This is a genomic window from Geobacter sp. OR-1 (assembly GCF_000813145.1).
GTDB lineage: Bacteria > Desulfobacterota > Desulfuromonadia > Geobacterales > DSM-12255 > Geoanaerobacter.
The window spans coordinates 126,759-147,381 of the sequence record NZ_BAZF01000012.1 but is presented as its reverse complement, the minus strand read 5'-3'; the positions used below and the strand labels follow the sequence as shown (position 1 = coordinate 147,381).

The window sequence follows — 20,623 nt, the reverse complement described above, 5'->3', positions numbered from 1 at the left end:
TTCTGCCTTCCTCTAACAACTTGCCGGGGAGCTGCGGTCTGGAACTCTTTCTTTGCATTCGAAATGATTAACTTCAATTCTGGCTTTTGGACGCCGGTTCAGTTATCAGTCACTCATCAATTATCCCTGAAATCGAGATTGCATTAGCTCCAGTGTGACCGGTCAGATACATCCGCAAAGCATATAGGAGATCAGGTGTGTTGTGAAACATTTCCGGCTTCTCAATTTGAAGGCTTATTCGTGACTTAAGTTCAATATCGTTATCGGTCACTATCTTTGCCGTATCATCTACCAAGGTTACAAATTTTTTAGTCAACTCCTTCTCCGGAGCTAGAATAAATTTGATATTTTCATCTTCGTGAGCTCGGCTTCTTAGTAGCGCAAGAAGAAGTTCCAAGTGTTTACAAAGGGTGTTGGCTTGATAGCCTCTTTCCCTCTTCTCAGCTTCAGATTTAGCGATTCCATTCTTGAGATTAAATTGCATACGGTGCTCGGGGATAGGAGAAGCAATTTGTTGAATATCAAACTGAAGGCACTTAAACAGGTCATTACATATTTTTATTAAATCCATTTCTGTCAGTGTAAATATCAACTCCTTAGATCTCCAAAAAGCTATTGCTAAATCTTCCAAAGTGATAGATCTGATTAAACCTTCGCTATAATCTGGATTTATCATTGTTTTTAATAACTGTTGTTGCCATGGCAACTCTGCGTTACCGATAGCAAAAGCTATCTTTAAATTATTCTTTTTTAGAAGCCATTCGTCTTTTGTTGCTTCAAGGAGCCGGTCTCCCACAATCCCAGGAGCATCCCTATGCAGACAACACAGAAAGAAGAAAAGCTTTTCTTTAAGCTCATAAGACATTTTTTCAGATTCAATAATTGAAAGGGCCTTTTGGGAGCCTTCTAATATTTTGCTTCTGAATTGGTCGGGCACATCTGACTCAGAAAGAGAGTGACCATGATTCCAGATAGTTAATACTGGGAAACGAAGACTTAAAATACCCTTTTCGACAAAATCAATTATCTTTGAAAATTTTTGGTTGATAGCATTCTGCACTTCTTTCTGAAGTTTTAACGGAAACCTCTCAGAAAATGATATATTTACCCCAGAAGGTCCTTTCCCGCTTGTCAAAATATCCAGATAAACTGGGGACCCCTCATTCAGGGTGCTTTCATCCACTGTCTCAACAAATTTAGAGCTGTGGCAAAAAACACTTTCTCCTTCAACATTGACCCAACAGCAGTATTTCCCCACACGATCGTTTTTACCCCATTTCCAATAGCCGACCTTCCTCCTGTTTAAAACAGTCTGGAGTTCATGCTCGTAATCGAATGAGAGGAGGTCATCCAAACCTGCAAGCTTTGAACAACACCAATCAAGAAGGTCAGAGAAGCCCGTCCCATCAACTTTAGGTAATTTCTGAAAATCAGACCAGGTCTTGCGAGCTGGAAAATCTGGAACCGGTAAGCTTTCATGATCAGTAGTCTTGCCTTCTGATGAAGAGCGCCACTCAACTCGAATCGATTTAAAACCTGCTTTCTCTGAATCAAAAGGAATGAATTTCAATTCGTATGGATCATCCGCTCCATAGGTATAGGTCATCTTCAGCTTGCATGCAGTAGTCTCTTTCAATGGGAAGGCTGGCGATTTTAGATATGCGTCATATTGCAATTCCTTATTCCCCTTACCCAGACTCAATCTAAAACGGTAATGGTCTTGAGGGTCTTTTGGGTTAACAGGCAAAGCGAAAGACTTATTGATGGGAATATCTGTAGCTTTACCTCTCCTAGGAATTACGGATACATCCTTAACTAGATTAAAATCGGCCCACCCAAAAAACTTATCAGTAATCTGCTGAGGAATGTCTATAAAGGACAGCTCTGGGAGATGATCACGCCAAAGAGCAATGTCATCAACTTCCTCTTGCCATCTATTTAAAGTCTGACATCCCTTTATTGATGACCATGCAGACCCCAGCCACTTATAATCTTTTCGCAAATCAGGCTTCCTGATTGTATCCTCAAGAGGCAGGATAAATACATTAACTCCTAGACAGTCCTTGTTTGTCGAACTTAGGCAATCACCGATGGTATAGTTTGATAATATGTTGAGATCTAAATCCTGATTCAGAGCATCCCGAATAGAACCCGGCAAATGATACCAGTGAGCATCTTTCACAAAGGACACTTCACCAGCATCACTGGCTAACCCGTCGAAGTCGAACAATTGGATAAGTTCTTCAGATGCCTGGCACCCATTATGGTCAAGGTTGCGAGCCATGTCAGTATGAATACTTCTGTTTGGTACAATAACCGTTGGGTGTCTTTCCCAGCTTATGCCTTGCGTTTCAGGTAAAATTGAGCCCAGCTCTTTTTGGTATATAGCTTGGACAGGGGTTATTGAAATGCCGCTGTCAAATGAATCGACTACCAGCACAAAATCATTCACTTGGACATTATCCTGTACAAATTTCTTCGACGATTGCCATGCAAAGATAGCAGCGATGCTTTTGGGAAGTGGTGTCGACTCTTCAAAATAAAAATTGACGCTTTTTCTAATTCCCTCCAGATCAAAGTCATTGCCCCAATCAGGAATAAGATAGGTCAATCTGTCTACCGTGATAAAATCACTCAACTTCTTAGTAAAAAACATCGATGCGCTGCTTTTGGCTGCATCTGAAAGTGTTGAGTAATGTGAAAAGAGGCTTCTCATGCTGACCGTTTCAATATCAGGATGCAAGACGATGGATTTTGCATAACCACAGTCTATCAATAATCCGTCATTAACATTCAATGGCCAGTGCTGCTGAAGCAACCTGAATGGAAGAAGCGCCTGAACGCCAGACTGGTTCGTAAACTTTGGGCGAGTAGAGCATAGATCCACAACAGAGCTATCCATCCGAATTGGGTCACTTTGATTACTCTCGGGTTTAGAGTATCCGAAAGGAACGTCAGAAATCATTGAGAATATCGCTTTCGGGATTTCTTTGAGAGTTGCTGCCTCTAATTTAAATTTCTTTTTTCCACCCTGAGGTTTCTGAATAATAAGATGATCGGAACCAATCTGTAGTGAATATTTATTCTCGCCGACATGAATATCCAATTCATCGCCCATGAAGCTGAAATCTACAGGAATAATATCTGTTATAAGAGTGATATCGTCTGCACATTCCCCCTGTCGGTTTTTTCCAACAACAAAAGAGACTTCATCTCCAGGGCACAATGAATTGATGTCTAATTTGCGAGATAGATTGTAAGGGCTGAAATATAAGCCTCGTCCGTCCTCAGAGGTTATAAATCCGAATGATTTATCGGGTTTTATGGATTTTATTTTCCCCTTATTCTTTGAGTTGCATGCTGGAAACAAATATCCTCGGACTGGTAATTCTGGGGATATCGAAAAATCGTCATAATCAATACCGACCGGTTGCTGAACGGTCCTATAGCGACCAGTATGATTAATCAAAGATAGGGTATTCCAACAAATGACACTGAGAACATCTCGATGGGATCTTTTACTGTCTCCTATGATGTGCTCGTCGATACTCTGCAGCCAGAGCCAACCATCCCAAACTTTTCGATAACGCTTATCCTGAAGAAGTGTGTTATTAGGAGGCAAATTCCCCCAAGTTCCGATTTCAGCGGCATCTTCAGATCTGAGCCACCGTTGAATGGCGACAAGAAATCCCTCGCACGTCTCTTCAGTCGCTACAGCTAAAGCATTCTGCCTTTCAATGAGAATCTGTTCAAGCCGGAAAAGAAAGGCTTTTAAAAGCCGGTTTTCTGACGTATCAACACTTGATCTCCGCCTGACTGCTTTAACATAGGGTTTGCCGGACAGCTTCTCTCGAAGTGTTCTGCCCGGTTGGCGACTGATCCATTGAACGGTATTACTGTCAACTTCCCTTGCGGCATGTATTGGCAGCATGGCATACTCTCGTAATATTTTATTCCGAGTATGCTCCATAATCGCCAGAACTGCCTCCTTGGTATGAGACACTATTCGATAAATGCGGTCTTTTCTTTCACATTCAAAAGGTTCCTCCCTGTTTGATTTGGCCACAACACCCATAAAATCGACGATGCTGGTATGCAAGGCCTGCCCGGAAGCAGGATCGAAGCTTGAGACTTTCGTCAACCAGCTGCGAAGCATTAGCATCAATAAAGCCTGTTCCTTTATCACATCCCGATCATTTAGTGCCTTGTAAAAAGACTCTATAGATTCGATAGCACTTATGGATGATTCAACAGACTCGGCGGCCGCATGCTGACGTTTATGGTAATCTGACAACATGCGTTCTTGTCTTGCTGTAAGCTTATATTTTTGCGGTTCCGGCATTTATCAGTTCTCCGCGTTTTCCTGACTATTTACCGGTTCATCATCCTTTAAATAATTGGCGCTGTTCCAAATAAACTGGCCATAGCCAAACTCACAAGCCAGATCAAAGTCATTGATTATTGTATAGTCGTCATTCACCAGCTGAGTTCGAATCTTATCAAGGCAGTCCGATTTGGATTTGCCTCGGGTTTCAATGCCGCGCAGCTTAGGCATAACCTTCTGAACAAGCTGATCTTCAAAGGCGACTTTCATTGCTTTGACCAAGCCTGCGTCATCATTGTTTCTCTGAGCTTCCAGCACATCGGGATAATTTAACATGTAGTATTCGATGGATTGCCACACCCTGTGCCCCAGAGCCCTGCCAACCTTGGACAGCGAGGTGTTCATTTCTTCAACAAATAATTTATACGGGGTGATTTGGTCATCATTAAAACTGGATTTCTCCGCCCACCAACGTCCCCATTGCTTTTTGGTAATAAGTTTCGAAGCATGACTTGAAGGATCCGAGAGCTTCTTCATCCGCTCCAACCGTTCTGGCCGTGGGAAATTTATAACCACACCTCGATCTAGTACCTTGTCGGATAATGACTTTGTTGTCTCATCTTGGTTCATTGTTCCAACCCATAGGACATTACGTCCCATAGGGATCAAATATGGATCTTGCTTTGCCCCAATTTTCACTGGAATGTTAGGCACAGTTTTTTTCCCGCGCCTTTCCTCTAATTTGCTTAGAAAGTCCGCAAAGTATAGTTCTATATGCGCAAGGTTCATCTCATCAAGAAGGACAAGGTTCATTACGTCAGAAAGACCATTTGGATAGTGTTCAGAAGGTGGAAGCTGACTTTGGGCAAGAAAGCGCAAAACCGGCTGAGCATCAAAGTAGTTATCAATCGAATTATAGAATCCAAGCATAGATTCCATGCTGTCCCAATTGGGCTGAACAGGTGTGTTAAGAAAGTTCAAACCACCAAAATGGGCATATAATTCAGGTAATTTTGATTTTCCTGTACCGCTGACACCTGCCAACACAGTTATCGGAGACCATTCAGCTGTCTTTAGTGATGTGTGAAAAGCTTTAAGGATGCGACTTGGAAAATTGAATCCAACCAAATCGAACTTACCCTGAATATCGTTGAGCCACTGTATCTCATAAATATCATCATCAGACACCCTTTCTTTGTATGAAATTTGCTCAAGTGGCTTCTCGATGTGCTTTATTCTCTCCTCTCTTTCTTCTCCTCGTTCATAGGATGCTTGTAATCTTTCAAGGTCTTCTTGGATCTTATTATTATAAGCCTCAATATAATCCCTTTGATCACTCAGGATTTTGTTTCGCCTCTCCAAATCTGCAATATTTTCTTCTAATTCCTCTTGTCCTTTTCGGATAGTAGATAGAGATCTGTTTTCTTCAGATAGTCTGCTGCAAGCTTGCTCGAGGGAATCCTTTTCGGACTTTATTCTATTAAACTCTTCTTGAGCCAATAACGGCCGGTTCGCAAGGTCGTCCTGAAGGCTTTTAATTGTCTCAACTTGTTTTGCCAACTCATCTTTCACCTTTTGTGGATCTTCGCCAAGATCATGCTCAAGCTTTTTGTATGTATTAAGCAACTCTTGAAGTGATGCTGAATCTTCAATGTATCTTTTGATTTCTCGATCTTTTTGCTCAATACTCTTTCGAAGCTGAGCTCGTTCCGACTCAACTAAACGATCCACCTCAAGATTCAAATTAGCTTCTCTTTCCTCAAGGCGATCTTTGCTGGATTGTAGGCGCTGCTTTTGATACTCAATTTCATCCTTGAGTTCATCAAGCTTAGCCTGATCCTTCAGGAACACCTTTCTTTTTTGTTCCAGCTCATTCTTTTCCTGTTGAATCGCCGCCTCGTGAGCCTTCAGTCTATCAGCTATGTCTTTCTCCAAGTTTGCTATTCTGGATGCCCTCTCCTCCGAAAGTTCTTTTTCAATGGCAGCCAGAGCGTCTGCCCGTTTTGACGCCAGTTCTTTTTCCAGCATCTTACGAAGTTTAAAGAACTCGTCATCAAGTCTTGCCCTGTCGTCTGCATAACCACTGTCTCTTTTTATTTCATCCTTTTGAATTGTTAGTTCTCGCTGCCTCAATTTCTCCTTTTCGGCTTCAAGTGACGCCAACTCGCTTACGCACTGAGCTTCCCGCTGCTCCAATTGTTTTTTAAAAGCTGCAAACTTTTCCTCAAAGAGTTTTGGAAAATCATTTTTTGCCTGAAGCTCCATCTCTTCCAGTTGGACACATTTGTCATTCACTTCAACTTCTTTTTTAGTTATCGCTTCCTTAGCGGCCTTTAGCTCTAGTTCCTTCTGGGCAATAGCCGTTTCTCTTTGGTCCAGGGAATATTCTAAATCCTTTATCTCTTGCTGTTTATTCAGGAGGTCATCCTCTGTGACATCCATAACTTTATAAGTCTGATCGGCAAGTTTGTTACCTGCAGAAGACTGGGCGTTCTGCTTGTTCTTGTTGCCCATTAGAAGACCTCCGTTATTATCTTGATTGATTTAAATACCTTGTATTTCAACGGCTCCATGTCGCCTCGTGAAAAGTCTGATTGCTGTTTATTGCCGTGTCCACGCAGTCGAATCAATTTCGCGACAAAATCAACGAATGCGGGATCAGATTTTTGAAGCTGAACCAGCTCACTTTCTGATCCCAACAGGAATACTGCAAGAAGTTGAGCTCCCAGCGTTGTGCTTGAGCCCTGTACAGCTAAATAGATTCGTTTGGTATTAACCGTACTTATTTGCTCAGGAATACTATTGGAAGCAGGATAAAACCCGGATTGAACGATTTTTTCAATCGCCTCATCTCTTAGGGTTGTTTGGTTTATGACTGACGACTTACGGTCTTTCACAACTTCAAAAAGCGACAGTTGCATAATGGACGCAAGCATATTTATAAACCGCTGTAACTGCTCATTATCCAAAGCAGGTGTCTGACTTAAAATTGTCAGTTTGATCAGTTCCTCTCGAAGTGCAGGAGAAATAGCTTGGACAAATCCAAGCCCCAACGACTTATCCAGTTCGATCCTAGCCTTCAGTCTGATCTGATCAATATCTCGATCATATTTGGTTTTTGATACGTATGGATCTTTCCCTTCGGTTATCTCCGGTATTAGTGCCCGAATGAGCCGAACTGTTCTGTCGCGATAGCACTCTAGGATTTCCGTCGAAAGTGTAAAATTTATTGAGTTTCCATGAGATACCGGGTCCCTGACTTCTTTCAGAATATTGATAAAACTAAGACCCCCAGAGTCTTCAACGGCCAAATGGCGAAGCGGATGGTTGGGATCGTCGATCGCTCCAGCTATTGCCAGAGCCAATAGCGGCTGCATCTCGGGTACTCCACGATCAATGGCTCTAATTTTGCCGGGTTTCACCTGAAGTAGGACCTTCACACTACCCGAGGCATCAAACCCAATTTTGGTCGCAAACAAGCGCAGTATCTTGTCATTTTCCCGGTAGGACTGCGATGAAAACAAGTGTTCCCAGTGAGCCACGGGGTTGTCAGAGACAACAAATCGCAGCGACCATTCTATGGCTTCATATAAGGAAACAACTGCCAAGCCGGTCAAACGGGCTAACTCCTGCTCATCATTGGATGAATCAACGTCGATATTTTTTGCGTCTGTTAGATACTTTTGTGCGCGTCGAAGTGGGCGTGCTATACTCGGATAATTATCCAATCCGCCGGATGCTGAAAATTCATCCTCATCTTCTTCATTGCTTTGATCAGGGGTCAGCCTGTCAACAACACCTTTACTTTTCAAGTCAATGATCCACTGCCAGTTCTGAGAAGTGAGGTAATTAGCAAAGCTTTCTGAGAAGCCAAAGCCGCATCCATCTGTTACCAGAAGGTCAGAATTGCCAATCTGGACAAGAACACGGCAGTGCAAATAAACCAGTTCCGGATTTTCATGTAATGATATGGCTTCAGCCTTTGGAACCGGTGGCGGATACAGATCGACATCTTGGTTCAAAAGAGCATGTCGTTTATATTTCTTCTGAAAATCCCTGATTGCTCTGATGATATCATTGGAGTCCGGAACAGTTTTCCAGAAAGAGTCTTTTGCAGGGCGTATCATTCTGGCGCTAACTCTCGATTTCTCGTTGGTGGGGTTGGTGAGAAAGTCAATAAATCCTTTGTCACCAATCCTTGAGATTTTTTTATAGCTCAGTTGTTCTGTACTGACGTATGGAAGAAGTTTCCCTGACAACAGGTCAATAAGCACTGTGGCCACTGTATATTCCACATTTCCGTCTGATTTATTCTGCCATTCGTTCAGAATCTCCCGTCCGCGTTCTGACAGTTCATAGCGATCATTCAAAAGACTAAGTTGATTGAGACGATTCTGTATGAAGGCCACCAGTTCCTTTTCCAGACAAGTGAACTGTGCAATCTTTTCTGTATCCCCAGATTCAATCTCTGTAATCTTTAAGACAGTTTCTTCGAAAACATTGAGACCGCTCTTTTTCTTATGCGGAATAGAGATATTGAATGCATGGCATGGCCAGAGAACATGTTGTCTGGCCGCAATGTTCAATCCATCCAATGTTGGTCTGAAACTGAGCACTTTAGGACGATGATCTTTTGGTTTTGCACTCATAAGATCACCCCATGTTCATGGCACAAATCATAAAAATTTTTCAGAGCAGGGACTGCATCAGCAGCTATCTGGGTATTTATGAGAACTCCGTCACCCACAATGGCTAAAACCTTCTTCTGACGACTCATGCTCACGCACAAGCGGTTCTCAGACATGAGGTGGCCAAAAATTTTCTGTTGCTTCTTTTTGTAATCCTCCTCATTGCGTATATGAGGCGGTAAGGCTTTAATATTCTGAGACCTCACCATTGATAGAAACACAATATCGAATTCCATTCCCTGAAAGGCATCAACAGTGCCGATTCGAAGGCGCTCTTCGCCATTTTCAAGAAACCGGTATTCCTGGCTTATTTGCCATGTGCCATCCTGTGCGCGTTCCGTAATGCCATATTGTTGCAGAGCGTCGTAAACTGCATATACCTGAGCTTTGTAAAAGCTGATTATACCAAAGCTGAGCCCAAAGCCTTTTTCAGACCCAATCCATTTGTTCACGTATTCAGCTATAGCCCTCGCTTCAGAAATTCTTTGCCTGCTTCGGCTTGGTAATACATCTTCCTTTCCCTGACTATGAGACACATCGACCCAAACAGCAGCCTTGTTTTCTATTCCCTGAAGGTATTGCTTAAAGTGATTCTCTGATAATGGAGACCGATAACCTTCACTGTATTTTCGATAGAAGTTGTTGCTGGCAAAATCACCTAACAGAGGATGAGTCCGGTACTGAGCATCAAGTGTCACTGTTCGTTTGATGCCATCTTTCTCCTCCAGTTTTTTCAGGCGATTGAACAGATACTCAAACATGCTTTTCTTAACAAAATCGACATTCACCTGCGGATCGGATGAATCATCACCTTCTAAAGCTCTGGCTACCTCTTCATCAATCAAGTGAGGCAACTGCCGATGATCGCCTACAAGGATTATCCTTTTTTCAGCCTGAGACATTGGTATAAGTAGGTCTCTCGGACTGGTCCTCGCTGCTTCATCGATAATGACGGTGTCGTATTTAACTACATCACCTTTGAATTTTGTTTTAACTTTGGCCATGAATTCAGAGCCTGAATACTGAGTTGTTGCCGCATACACAAAGTTGTAATCTTCTATAGCCTCACGAACTCCGTCCGGATTGTCTTCAAGCTCATGTAAAAACTCTGCCAAGATTGCATCCCGTTTATTGGTTGAATTGAGTTTTTTTCCCAGAAGCTGAGAAACCGTCGTCACCAATCTCAAAACATCTACTCTTGGCTTTTCGGTCCTGAAATCGGGCGAAGGTAAATATTTATAGAGCAGCGACTCTTTCAATTCCTTTAGCTCTGGGAGGAAATTTAGCGGTTTACCTCTAAGCCAACGTGCCGCTTTTTCAAGAGCGCTTAAATCCGGATTGGCAGGTTCATCTTCGATCTTATCCAGCAAATCAACAGCTCTTGCTGCACCATCGTCTTCAAAGGCAGCTTCACTGACACGCAGGGCTCGAATGAGTCGCAAAGTGGAAGGATCGTTCGGATTCAGTCCCGACTGCAAGGATTTGATGATTTTTTCAGCCTCATTGGTAATAGCGACAGGAATCACGTCTCTGGGCAAATCGAGAATACGTTCCATTAAATTGACTGTGTTGTTTTTAGATGGGCACAACGAATATACAACAAACAGCTCCGCAAGTCGTACCTGATCCTCAGTCTGATTAATTTGAGGATTCTTGCTACGGATATTCTCTGCGACATTGGAACACCATTTATTGATTTTTTCTGCAACGGCATCTTCCGTAAATTCCGAATCGCCGGATCTTCTGCCGAACTTAACTGCCGGAAGAGCATTAACGCTCAACCTCGCAACGATATTTTCGACTGCATCATGCTGAAAACCTGAGACAAGTATCTGTCCTCTTATCGACTTGGTCTTGTCATACTCCTCATTGAGCCTTTCGAGAACTGCTGTAACAACTGTTGTTTTTCCTGTCCCTGGGGGCCCTTGAATAAGAGCTATATCCGGGGTGTTCAATGCGACGTCGATAGCCTCTATCTGCCTATCTGTGGGAGGGTGCTTAAAAATCTTCTCTTTCACGAATGACGTCAAAGGCTTTAATTTCGTGACGCGCTGTATGTCTGGAAGAGTTCCTCCTTCTTCAATCAGCAGGCCGAGAAGCGGATTTGCACACCTTCCTTCCAATATGGCTGATCGAGCCCGCATTCGTCTTTCAATCTGAATCTTGTCCCCATTGATGGACAGAATCAGAAAAACCTGGCCAACCGGAACTGAAGGCAAATCCAGCTCTATGCTTGTTTTCGAGAGATTAAGGATCGGGGCATAAACAGAAGCTGTATTATTTTCAGCAACATTTTTTTTCTGATCCTTCTTTGAAGCGAATTCGTTTTCCAGAGCTTTACTGTATTCTTCCCATGTGAGGTTAGGGTTTTTGATATACAAAGGTACCTCGGAAGTAATCTCTATCTCATCACCCTCGTTAAGCTGATCAGGAATAGACGATACAAAGAACTTAACTCCTTTTTTTGTCTGCTCTGTACCATGGTAGTCTATTCTGCCGACGGCCTTTGCCCTTGCCAGCAGCATTTCACCTTCTATCGCGCCGTATTGATCCCACTGTTTCAAGTAGCTCCCGGTTTCCCTGGTAAGCTGACTCATTGCACCTGCGGCTAAGGCACGAATACGACCAGTCTTGGTGTAGTCAGAAAATAAGACGGAACCCCTTGCAAGGCGTAACGCCCCTTCGCTCTTTTGGTTATCCATAAAGACCGCTTTGGTTGCAAAAAAGATATCCTTTGCCTTATCGACATTGCGCCTTTCAACTGGGATGCGAATCCTCTCGCCATAAATAGAGAATTCCCGAAACTTTTCCTGCACAACTGTTTGAGAATCTGGTGAGTATTCATCCTCCTGATTATCCGCTTCAAAGTCAGCCTTGGCAGCCGGACCGCTCACAAGCAGAAAGAATTCTTCCTCATCAACACTAATTTTACATTTTTCGTTTAATACGCTGCCCAGATCTTCGGCCCCATTGAAACGAAGACCATTTCTTCTGGCTGTTGCCTCAATGCGCTCATCAATACCGATTTCCACGTCCCCAATTTCAACAATTTCTCCATTAAAAAAGATGATCTTGACGAGCGCACTGCCATCCTTGGCAACCTGCATTACCTCGGCAAGATGTGCACAACCTCTTTTTAAATGGAAATTCAGGTCTTTTCCGGATGAGGCTTCCCGTAGCAGCACTTTCCAGAGCTTTCCATCGATTCTTAATTTGTACCCCTGTCCACCATTGTCTGGAGCGATATACCCCACACCTGTATTCGGAGACTCTCCGGATAGCTCCGGTTTCATCCATAATTCAAAGGAAATTTCAGCATTTATGTCCATCAGCCTCATTTCCCACCTCCGCTGATCGAACATTTAACAAGTCGAGGGTTACTCAAATGTGCGAACATCCAAAACTGAACATCTGGCGCTACTAAGTCTATCTTCATCTGTGAATAGAGCTTCTGAAAACCACTTTGCGGATGTCTATCAGCAGCAACGGACAATTCGGCTTTGCCATAATCAGATTTTTTTATCAGAATGCTTTTGTCGGATGAAAAGATGAGCACCTCTGCTGTATCCGAATCAAGCACTCGAAAGTCGTCAAAGACTCGCCACGGTATCGTCAGTTCGGAATTGAGAGAGATTTCCCGAATAAAACGCCAGCACGGAGAGTTTAATGGTTTATCAGGTCCATTCCATCGATAAGACTCAAGAATGAGAATCTGCGGTCTACGAGTTGTGCAGTAAGGACAATTGTGACTATCAGTTTCTGGGTGAATGAAGTCAAAGTAATAGTTCATGCTGCAACCAGGGCACGCGACTGTCATATCCACTGCCTGAGCAAGAGCTTCGGGCCAGTGATAGATAGTCGGCCGTAACCATGGAGATGTCCTTCCCGGACCGAATGTCCTTTCAAATAAGGAGGTCAGTTTCTCAGTGAGAAGAAGAGACCTTGGCAGACCGCTGTCGGAAGAGTTTGAATCATCACTGTTGTCATCAACCCAAGTGAACAATCCAGCATAGGCTTTATCTTCAATATCCCCGTCGTCATTTTCGTCATCAGCCCAGTCGCCTTCATCCGTTCCGTCAACCTTTTTCCCGACAAAAGGGTGAATCAACGAAAGAAGGTAAAAAGCTACAACAGCAAACGCATGACAATCGCTTGAAGGTCTTCCACCGTCTTTGCCCTGAACCAGTTCCGGGGCTCCGTATTTTGGTGTGTAAACAACACTGCCACCTGCGGTAACTTCAAATCGAATGTTGTCAGCATCAATCAGCCAGACCGATGAGTCATCAAGCCCTTCTGAAATAAAAATATTATTGGGTGATATATCACCATAGACCATGCCATTACCGTGAAGGCGTGCCAGCAGAGACGCGCACTTATAGAGGGCATTAAGCCTGCGCCTTAGTCCTCCGGTTTTGTAATAATGGATGATCTTTTTAGCTTCGCTCTCAGGCATTGCCGAGAGCCATGGAGGGATATCGTCGGGCATAATTTTTTCAGCGGTGTTGCCATCGAGCCAGAAATGACTAAATGGAACCATCTCACTCAAAAGCTGCATAACATAACCGGCATTATTCTGAAGCAATGCTGCAGGTACGGATATATTCAGGTTGTCTGGCAGTGGAAGTATCCGGACACGCTTAAAGCGCTTTGAATACCGTTCTACCGACTCCTCATCAGTAACAGGATTTCCACTTTCATCTGTAACAAGCTTGATCGCCAGATCAGGGTCTTTGGTACGGAAAACGACCCCTTGGCCACCTTGACCAAGCACCTTGTCCTGAATGTGTATATTTTGATATTCGTCTACATACTCATTAAACCTTTGGCTCATTGGGAGCTCCCTTTTTTAAACAGACAGGCAATTGTTTTGTCATCGGAGTGCCCCGGGACCGGCCATTCATTGAGCCAGCGTTTAAGATCCCTCTTTCTTTCTTCCGCTTCCAGGTCTGAATAAGTGGAGTAGAGCTCCTGTGCAAAGATCATCTGCTTTTCGGGTAACAGGTCATCGGATATTCCGTCTGTACAAAGCACAACAGCATTGCAATCGGTACTTTCAATCGTCGCAGTTTCCCACTGGCTGGGTTTAAATTCCTGCTGAAGGCTGTTTGTGTAATTAGAAAAGGAATTCTGTTTGTTATCGCTGAGGATAAGGTGCGTTTTTTTCAGTTTCCCCAAAAGCAGCAATCATTCCGTCCCCGAGGCGACCCAGCGTAATACGTCCTTCAATCTGAACGCTAAAAAGGCATGTAGCTGAACAGTCTGATGGAGCGAATGGTGCAATTTTTACAAGCCAGTTGGCATGAATGAGGCGCAGAACGTCAATGATGCTGGCTTCAGGGTTACTCTGATAGCTCTTGGCTGCATCAAAAACCGCAAGACATGCGGCTTTTGAACCGTGATCTGAATGCGCCTTGCTGCCCAAGCCGTCCGATACAACAACGACATTTCCCCATTTATACCGGCGTGCCATCCAAGAATCCTGATTGGGAATCCCGGCTTTAACATGTAGAGGGCCGATTGCTGTGGCTCCCCAACTGTTCCAGAGTTGATCAAGCATCCCAATCCTCCACTGGTTCAGTCGGTTTGGCTCGAAGAATCTGAGTCGTGGATTCCGGAGCAGCCACATCTTCTTCTGCCCCAAATATTGTGCTATCAATTGCAGAGGAGATATTCTCTGAAAGGTGAACACTGTTGTTTGTGGAAAGCTTCTTTAACTTCAGCAGGTCAGCATCTGCACCGACTGCGACAGTCCGAATAATCAGGTCTGGGAATAATTTGAGTTGGTTCTGATAGTTCAATATATCTGAATTAGCGATATTACCGTCAGACAGAATTAAAAACATCTGCCTCTCAGTATCATTAATACTCTGTGATATGAAATCGGATAGTACGTTAATACTGGTGGAACCTTCAGTCTTTAGTGCAGGTATATCCCTATCGCTTTGTACAGAGATCTCGGAAATATTTTGTGCCCATTGATAGAAACGGAGGTCAATATCGGCGTATTTTCCCTGATCTATGGATAGCAATTGAACTGCATAACGACACAAATTCCGCTGGAGATGAATTTTCCCCATCTCACTCATACTGCTAGAAATATCAACAATGATATAGAGGGATACTTTCATTGATCACTCCCTCCACGTTGAATCATTTCCTTCAGTTGCTTGAATATATTGTTTCCAGATACTAGTTGAAGGTTTTTCGAGTCGTCGATTTTCTTTTTTACAACCTTGTTATTTGGATAAAAACATGAGGCTAAAATTGCCCTGCCTTCTACTCCACCAAAATAGCGAGCAATGTTCTGAAGTTTCATAACGTGTTCGCTGTTCACATTGCCAGCTTTGCATTCGATAACATAGAGACGCTTTCCATCGGTGAAAACAATATCAAGCTCCTGATAGGTATCCCCAAACAGACAGCTTAGCTGTGCACCAAAGCTTAACGAGCCTTTATCTGCAGCATCTTCTTTGAATGAAACCTCAAGGCCTATGCGTATATCTTTGATCAGACCGGAATCAACAAGGGGCTGAAGGTTCATGTAGATATATTCTTCAAACCAACCACCAGAGAGATATTTGGAAAAATCCGGCCACTCCGTAAACTCAAAGTCTTTTTTGCCGATACTTATCTTCGCGCTTTTATCCTTCGATAGCTTGGCTTGGATATCACCGTATTGTAGCTCAAAAGGCTGGAAACGGTCATTATACCGGGATAGTTCTCTATAGAGTCTCGTTATTTTAGAACGAGCCTGCCAGAGCTCATTGGTCAGATTTTTTCGGTATGGGGATTGAATTCCCGGAATGTCATTCCAGTTACCTGCGTTCGAGATAAACAGATTGTCGCAGTTTAGCTTGATGAATGTTTCTACAGACGGAATCGATTTTGTGTCAAATGTTTTGAAGTTATTGAGAAAAACGACTTGATTATTCCGGCTGTTGAAATAAAACGGAGTAGCATTCACCTTCTTGCAGGCGGCAAGAGCACCAGCATACATCAACTTAGTGCCACCAGTCAGGTTAAAGCCAATCATCGCATTGGCTGGCATATTTGCTACCTGGTCCAGAATCGTGGAACGAACATTTTCCGGTTCGTATGGATCCACGGCGATTTCACCGTATTCTGCTTCCCCAAGAAACTGCTTCATGACGTCGGCTGGGAATTGCGCTGAATTCAAAAAAATGTGCTTCCTGGATGAAAACTGGATCACTCCAAGAAGGTTGGGCATTCTTTGTTCACCAAACAAGTGAAAAATGACATCATACTGTTCAGAATCCGTATTAGTTGTCCAGACCTGTTTCCCATGCCATTCCAGCCATTCGTTCGGTAATACGATTATTTCTGGAGGCAGCCCTGGCTGAGATGATGCAATGAGGCGTTTCTTTAAGTTCGGGTATCTCAAGGCTGCGAAAGCCCAGACGAAAGCCATAACAGGAGTCCCCGGGCTCAGATAGAGCGTAACCAGCTTTTCACCTCCTAAAACTGCTACCGCATTCAGAGAATGAGTAGCAGCCTCATAAATGCCTTCGGTGTCATTAAGATGCTCTAGATCCACTGAGTGAAAGCTCACATCTACCTTTTTACCGGCATCCAGAAGTTGCTTTTCAAGCCATTGGTTAAAATGATTGTGTGCTTCAGCAGTATTTGCAAACAGGTCAAGAAATGGTCTCGCAGTTGCAGGATCAGAACCTGCAACATTTGCTATTTTTTGCTGAAATTCATAAGCTCTGTAATCGGTTTTATCCGGTTGCGTAAATCCAAGGATGATTACATCTGTGTAGTCTTCCGCCAGTAATGCCCCCAGAACTGGACCGGAAGTCCGTTCCAGTCCGAGTGCGGCCCTTAAATCAGTCATCCCATACCAGGTCATTAGATATTTTTTCAATTCGCGCTTCCTTATTTTTTAGGTATGAGCAGTTGAGCTATTTCTTTATCTGCGCTTATGGTTTCACCTATTTTGACGCATATCTTGGCAACAAACCCATTAACAGAGGCTGTTACTTGTTGAGTGTTCCCGCCCTCATTATCTATCTCAATAAGAATATCGTCACGTTTAACAATGTCGCCTGGATGGCAACGGACATTCTGGACGGTACCTGATGCAATAGACCGAGATAATTTTACTTTTGCAGTGTTAAAGGCCATTTTTCGCTCTTCCAAATCGAGCTTATGAGCCAGCGACAATAATTTTTCATCATCAATGATATTCCGTGAATAGAAGTCGAGAATTATTTCTCCGCTCATATTGGGATGCTGTAACGCTAAATCAAACTCCTCTTTTGCGACCTGCCCTTCACTCCAGGAGCCGGGCTTACTGAAGTCAAATGGCTCATAGGCATTGGCAACATCTTTTAAGGCTTCAATTGGGCATTGAGGGTTTTTTAGTGCGGATAGACGCACTGCTGAGTTATCGTCATGTATTAACTGTATAAGTTTTTCAGTTGAAATAAATTCACTTGATGCGGCAAATTCTCTTTCTGATGAGTCAAGACTTTCACTTCTACAGTCGATACTGTCGATATCTTCTTCCGCTAGTGAGGCTGCTTTGAGGCTGAACTTCTTAAACAATTCCTGGTAAATCGCAATTTTTTCTTCAAGAACAACACTTATGGGCGTAATGAGCTTTATGTGTTTTTCAAGTACATCTTGAGTTAAAACTGATTTGTGATTGCGGAATAATTCCTCCAATGCATCATTGATAATGCATTCAATATCAGCCCCAGAGTAGCCATCAGACATCTTAGCCAACTTTTCAAGATCAAGCCTTTCAGGAAGGGGGGTTAACAGTTTTGTTTTAACATTGAAAATCTGCTTGCGCTCACGCTCGATAGGTAAATTAACATAAAAAATTTCATCAAAACGCCCACGCCTCAATAGTTCAGGTGGGATCGTGGTAATGTCATTTGCTGTTGCTATAACAAAGACAGCACCTGGTTTTTCCTGCATCCATGTTAGAAAGTAACCAAAAAGTCGAGTTGTAATCTCCGTGCTTCCTCCAGTGCCGTTGACCCCTGAAAAAGCTTTTTCAAGTTCATCAATCCATAGGACACAAGGACTTGCCTGTTCTGCAATCTTTAGAGCTGTCTTCATATTGGCTTCACTTTCGCCCACATATTTCCCCATCAAGGAACCAATGTCTAAGCGAAAGAGAGGGACATTGAATAATGAAGCGGCAGCCTTTGCACTTATTGATTTTCCACACCCTGGCATACCAGCTAAAAGGACTCCTTTAGGAGCAGAAATTCCAAAGCGCTGAGCGAGCAACAAATTGTCAATAATGTGTTTCTTGTTTCGTAACCATCTTTTGAGTTGCTCCAATCCGCCAACCTGATCGATACTAATTGTACTATCAACCAACTCCAGCAAACCCGACTGTGATAGGGCTTTCTTCTTCAAGGCTAAAGCATCTTCCACTGCTTGTTTGGGAAAAGAACTGGCATAGATATTTTTCAGTGTTTCAAAAATCCGAAAAACCATGCCTCGTTCCATACCTGAGAATATGGATATGAGTGAGGTCTTTACTGCTGTGCTAATATCAATGGAGTGTTCTGTAAGGAGCGAGTGAAAAATTTGCTCAACTTGATCTGATGCAAGAGGAGGACAATGGAAAGGAACAAGCAAGTCTACAATTTCTGAAAAAACAATATTTTCTTTCGCGATCAGCAAGATTGCTGCTTGGCCTTTAAAATGCCTATTTATTCTCAGCAATTCCTGTTGCAGTCGGGCAACAGCTCTAGAGTCATTATTCAATGCAGAGAAAGCATCCCTTATTACATAAATTCTACTAGTAGGGTCATCATCAGCAATTGCCTTAAGGTCATGATAGAGAGAAACCTCTTGATCTGGCTTAAATGCCCGCTTGGTCTTAAAGTCTACCCAGCCATATCCCCAGTTCCACTCCTTAACCCTAAAGTTCAATTGGGCGGCAATCGTCTCGATCTCTTCATCCACTCTGACAAAATCTTGTCCCTGAATATGAATGCCAGAGACTCCTGAACGAATTGTTTCAACAATTCCCTTAGAATCCATTTTAGAACCCAATCATTGATGATAGGCCACTACAAAAAGAAGAGACACCTTCATAAATTGTAGAACCAATAGATTTAATGGTATCAACAACGGATGTGACAATTTTCTTGCCACCCTCGTATATTGCTTCTCCCACGGTACTCCCCGCAATTCCGCCGACAACACCACCGACAATTCCTCCAATTGCTGTTCCAATTGGCCCCAACGCAGTTCCAATAGCAGCTCCAACGCCTGCACCCTTTGCACCACCAGCTAAACCTCCGACAAGGCTACATGTGGCACTGCCTGCCTGATCAAGAGCTTCTTCACCGGTGAGCTCACCCGTTGCATATTTATAGAGAATTTTAGTATTTTCAATGCCGATACAAACAGCGTTGGCAATTCTCCCTGCCGGTGTATTTTTTAGAACATTACCTAACCAGCCACTTTTTACAGCGACAGTCACTCCGCCAGTTACAGCAACAGCTAATCCAGAGGTTGCTGCAGATTTAAGAGAACTTTGCACAAATTCCTGCAAATCCTCATCGGCGCTATTATTTTCTCTTCCGGTAATACCATTCCAGATCCGCCGACCAAGTATGCGAGCTCCTTGAAATCCCACCGATAACAAAGCGGCAGCACCAGCTTTTTTACCTATGTTTTTGGCAATATCTATTCTGCTGGCTTCATTCCAGTCATATTGCTTGGCCTCAGCCTTGTCCTGCGCCTTATGTTGTCTTTCTTTTGCTTCTTGTTTGGAAAGAGGCTTAGACTCGACACCATCAATTTCAATTTTCTCGGTACTTCCGGGAATATCCTCTGATTGTCCTTTGGGAACTAATTTGCGCTGACCACGGTAGTCGCCTTTTTTAAGCATAGTGTCTGTGGCATCAGCGTCAGCTGCGTACTTGGCTTGATAACGGCGAACAATTTTCCCTGATCCGTCTCGAATAACTACATCCACAGAATTCTTCCCGTATGATTCTCCCGGCTTGGGTTGCAATACTTCAGCCCGGTATTCACTGCCTTTAGCAGCGGCATCCAGATTGAAAGTGTCCACATGGTGTTGTTCGGCAATAAAACCATCCAGATTCAGCTGTTGATTCAATTGCCCATCATTTCGATACATCAAGTCGATGTTTGCCTTGTTTGCAGTTTCGATCGCAACATCGATCTCGCCCGCATAAGACCCTAAATTGGTGACACCACTGGCAAAGGCCCCCTGTTCAATTTTTTCAGCCAACCAGTTATTAGTGCTTAGGCCTTTACTGTGATGTTCTGCCAATTCTTGATGAGATGAATCAAATAGCTCCACTTGCTCAACAATTTCACCAGCAGTTTGATTTAGCTCATCTTCATTACTCCAAATCTCCGGATATTTGGCGAATTCCATACAGAGCCATGCTTTATTGGATAGATCAGCTGATTTGTCTTTGTAAGAACGAATAAACGACCCTATGACTCCGCGAGTTTTTCGTGCATCCTCTGGCGCAACCTCAATCTGCTCAGATAAAGCATCGGCCTGAGCTTCACCTCGAGATGCTTCATTTTCTATGAGCTTCGCTAAATTCAAACGTTCCTGATTCCTATCCATCATATAACC

At 43.3% G+C, this 20,623-nt stretch carries 11 protein-coding genes; all 11 read right to left on the bottom strand.

Annotated features, from left to right (window positions below):
* Positions 1-109 precede the first annotated feature (109 nt).
* Genes OR1_RS13430 through OR1_RS13385 form a run of 11 tightly spaced genes read right to left on the bottom strand, consistent with a single transcriptional unit; the run spans position 110 to position 20,614 of the window.
* On the bottom strand, positions 110-4,342 hold the full coding sequence (locus OR1_RS13430; protein ID WP_202812058.1) for a DUF2357 domain-containing protein: 4,233 nt from the start codon (positions 4,340-4,342) through the stop codon (positions 110-112).
* 3 nt (positions 4,343-4,345) lie between these two features.
* Complete coding sequence (locus OR1_RS13425) at positions 4,346-6,838, bottom strand: chromosome partitioning protein ParA (protein ID WP_041972393.1); 2,493 nt, start codon at positions 6,836-6,838, stop codon at positions 4,346-4,348.
* The gene (locus OR1_RS13420; RefSeq protein ID WP_041972392.1) at positions 6,838-8,973 is read right to left on the bottom strand and encodes a hypothetical protein; all 2,136 of its coding nucleotides are present in this window, start codon (positions 8,971-8,973) and stop codon (positions 6,838-6,840) included. The genes OR1_RS13425 and OR1_RS13420 overlap by 1 nt, the downstream gene beginning before the upstream one ends.
* Positions 8,970-12,350 carry an ATP-binding protein gene (locus OR1_RS13415; RefSeq protein ID WP_041972391.1) on the bottom strand — a complete coding sequence of 1,127 codons (3,381 nt, stop codon included), beginning with the start codon at positions 12,348-12,350 and terminating at the stop codon, positions 8,970-8,972. Before OR1_RS13415 ends, OR1_RS13420 begins: the two co-directional genes overlap by 4 nt.
* Positions 12,347-13,843, bottom strand: a complete 1,497-nt coding sequence (locus OR1_RS13410; protein ID WP_041972390.1) for an LPS kinase — start codon at positions 13,841-13,843, stop codon at positions 12,347-12,349. The genes OR1_RS13415 and OR1_RS13410 overlap by 4 nt, the downstream gene beginning before the upstream one ends.
* Entirely contained in the window at positions 13,840-14,187 is a 348-nt protein-coding gene (locus OR1_RS22585) for a protein phosphatase 2C domain-containing protein (protein WP_202812057.1), read from the bottom strand. Before OR1_RS22585 ends, OR1_RS13410 begins: the two co-directional genes overlap by 4 nt.
* A complete protein-coding gene (locus OR1_RS22580; RefSeq protein WP_202812056.1) occupies positions 14,147-14,569 on the bottom strand; it encodes a protein phosphatase 2C domain-containing protein in 423 nt (140 codons plus the stop codon). Before OR1_RS22580 ends, OR1_RS22585 begins: the two co-directional genes overlap by 41 nt.
* Entirely contained in the window at positions 14,562-15,140 is a 579-nt protein-coding gene (locus tag OR1_RS13400; RefSeq protein ID WP_041972389.1) for a VWA domain-containing protein, read from the bottom strand. The genes OR1_RS22580 and OR1_RS13400 overlap by 8 nt, the downstream gene beginning before the upstream one ends.
* Positions 15,137-16,897 carry a Card1-like endonuclease domain-containing protein gene (locus OR1_RS13395; protein ID WP_041972388.1) on the bottom strand — a complete coding sequence of 587 codons (1,761 nt, stop codon included), beginning with the start codon at positions 16,895-16,897 and terminating at the stop codon, positions 15,137-15,139. The genes OR1_RS13400 and OR1_RS13395 overlap by 4 nt, the downstream gene beginning before the upstream one ends.
* An 11-nt stretch (positions 16,898-16,908) precedes the next feature.
* Positions 16,909-19,041, bottom strand: a complete 2,133-nt coding sequence (locus OR1_RS13390; RefSeq protein WP_052440450.1) for an AAA family ATPase — start codon at positions 19,039-19,041, stop codon at positions 16,909-16,911.
* A 1-nt stretch (position 19,042) separates the two neighbouring features.
* Complete coding sequence (locus tag OR1_RS13385; protein WP_082002951.1) at positions 19,043-20,614, bottom strand: hypothetical protein; 1,572 nt, start codon at positions 20,612-20,614, stop codon at positions 19,043-19,045.
* Positions 20,615-20,623 lie beyond the last annotated feature (9 nt).

Excerpts from the sequence above, each read along its gene's own strand:
- OR1_RS13425 (WP_041972393.1), bottom strand. The coding sequence starts at position 6,838 with ATGGGCAACAAGAACAAGCAGAACGCCCAGTCTTCTGCAGGTAACAAA.
- OR1_RS13415 (WP_041972391.1), bottom strand. The coding sequence starts at position 12,350 with ATGAGGCTGATGGACATAAATGCTGAAATTTCCTTTGAATTATGGATG.
- OR1_RS13390 (WP_052440450.1), bottom strand. The coding sequence starts at position 19,041 with ATGGATTCTAAGGGAATTGTTGAAACAATTCGTTCAGGAGTCTCTGGC.
- OR1_RS13410 (WP_041972390.1), bottom strand. The coding sequence starts at position 13,843 with ATGAGCCAAAGGTTTAATGAGTATGTAGACGAATATCAAAATATACAC.
- OR1_RS13385 (WP_082002951.1), bottom strand. The coding sequence starts at position 20,614 with ATGGATAGGAATCAGGAACGTTTGAATTTAGCGAAGCTCATAGAAAAT.
- OR1_RS22580 (WP_202812056.1), bottom strand. The coding sequence starts at position 14,569 with ATGCTTGATCAACTCTGGAACAGTTGGGGAGCCACAGCAATCGGCCCT.
- OR1_RS13430 (WP_202812058.1), bottom strand. The coding sequence starts at position 4,342 with ATGCCGGAACCGCAAAAATATAAGCTTACAGCAAGACAAGAACGCATG.
- OR1_RS13420 (WP_041972392.1), bottom strand. The coding sequence starts at position 8,973 with ATGAGTGCAAAACCAAAAGATCATCGTCCTAAAGTGCTCAGTTTCAGA.
- OR1_RS13400 (WP_041972389.1), bottom strand. The coding sequence starts at position 15,140 with ATGAAAGTATCCCTCTATATCATTGTTGATATTTCTAGCAGTATGAGT.